1 protein-coding gene is annotated in these 1,462 nt (G+C 37.3%); it reads right to left on the reverse strand.

Annotated features, from left to right (window positions below):
* Nucleotides 1–1,354, reverse strand: a 1,354-nt coding sequence (locus BM049_RS11705) for an ISLre2 family transposase (protein WP_091531942.1), incomplete at its 3' end; no start/stop codon positions are given.
* Nucleotides 1,355–1,462 lie beyond the last annotated feature (108 nt).

Here is a 1,462-nt window from a genome sequence, read left to right on the forward strand (position 1 = left end):
CAAAGTTGGATATTTTCCCAGTTTGAACAGTGTGTGTGGTTGAACGAGGCTTTTTCAAAGCCTGACGGACTGCTCCCTTAAGATCTTCACCTAACGGTTCAACGATAGAATCAACTTTTGTGGTCAAAGCTTTTTCCAGAAGACTGTTTTGCTCTGCTGTTAGTAATGCTACGACATTAGCTACACCTGATTTTGTCCAACTACGTCCCTGTCTTTTCGTCCGGTAACTATACACACGATGTCCAGTTTCACAAACGCCTGTCCCATCGGACAGGGGGAGATCACGTTGTTTAAAGCTTTTGATGTATTCCCAATTTCTATACAAATATTTTTTCAGTTTTTCAATTTGATCTTCACGTATTGCTTTGCTTTCTTCTGGTATGTCTATCAATCTGCTTTCAGCTGTTGCACAAACGGATTCCACTAATGACCAGTCATGTTTTTTTACAGCCTTTATCATTAATCCTTCCGTTTTTTTATCGAAAGATAAACGTTCTTTTAATTTTCGATAGACGTGGTAGGTATCTCTAAAATGTTCATGCCGATGACAATAGCCAACGATAGTGTCAAATTTATCTTTTTCATATCCACTTCCTCCATCACTGTTTGTGATGACAAGTGTCTCTTTCAAGTCATAGACTTGATTTAAGTAATGAGCAGCTTGCTTAAAAGCATCTTTACTAGAATCTAAACTTGAAAATGCCATCTTGTTTATAAGCGTATGTCTCTGCTTCTTTTTATCAATACCTTCATGTACGATGACGCGATGAATGGTCGGAGAGTCGCCTTGCCTTCCTTTGACAAGCAAACCATCACCTTCAATATATAATGCTTTTACCTTCTTTCGCTTAGTCTTAGGAAGATTTGATTTATAGTTATATTTAGACAGATAGTGTTGAACCTTTTCTCCAACCTCTTGCGTTACACGGTGAATGGTAGAATGGCTAGCTGTCACAGAACTACTTATCAGAAGAGACTTTTTGGCTTGTCTATAAGGCATATTAGCCCCCAATTGAGCCATAACCTTTTGAGTGTTAGGAGAGTAGCGCTTATACTTTTGTAAGCCTAAGGCTTCATCCAAAGCAATAAATGATGGTTGCCCTTCCTTTTTTAGTCGTCTCCGATAGTAAGTGATCTTACCAAATATAAATTGAACAGTTCGAGGTTCAATATTGTCTACATGCCAGCCTTTATGTTTATACTGCTGGTAAAGTTCTTTATCTATTCTCTCTATGGCATGTTGCATTAACCATTCATTCCAACCTTGAAACCAAAGGTTTAAATTGTTTTCTATATCAATAACTGATTCTTCGTTCTTCCAGAGTTCAACTATTTGTGATATTATATGATTCATAACGAGGCCTCTTTTCTACTGGTGTGGTAACTACTAGATTAAAGGTCTCGTTTCTTTTTGTCTAGAAAACGAAATGATATCACTAACCGAGAACTATTTTACACTAAC

Source organism: Alkalibacterium subtropicum (genome assembly GCF_900112455.1).
Classification (GTDB): Bacteria; Bacillota; Bacilli; order Lactobacillales; family Carnobacteriaceae_A; genus Alkalibacterium; species Alkalibacterium subtropicum.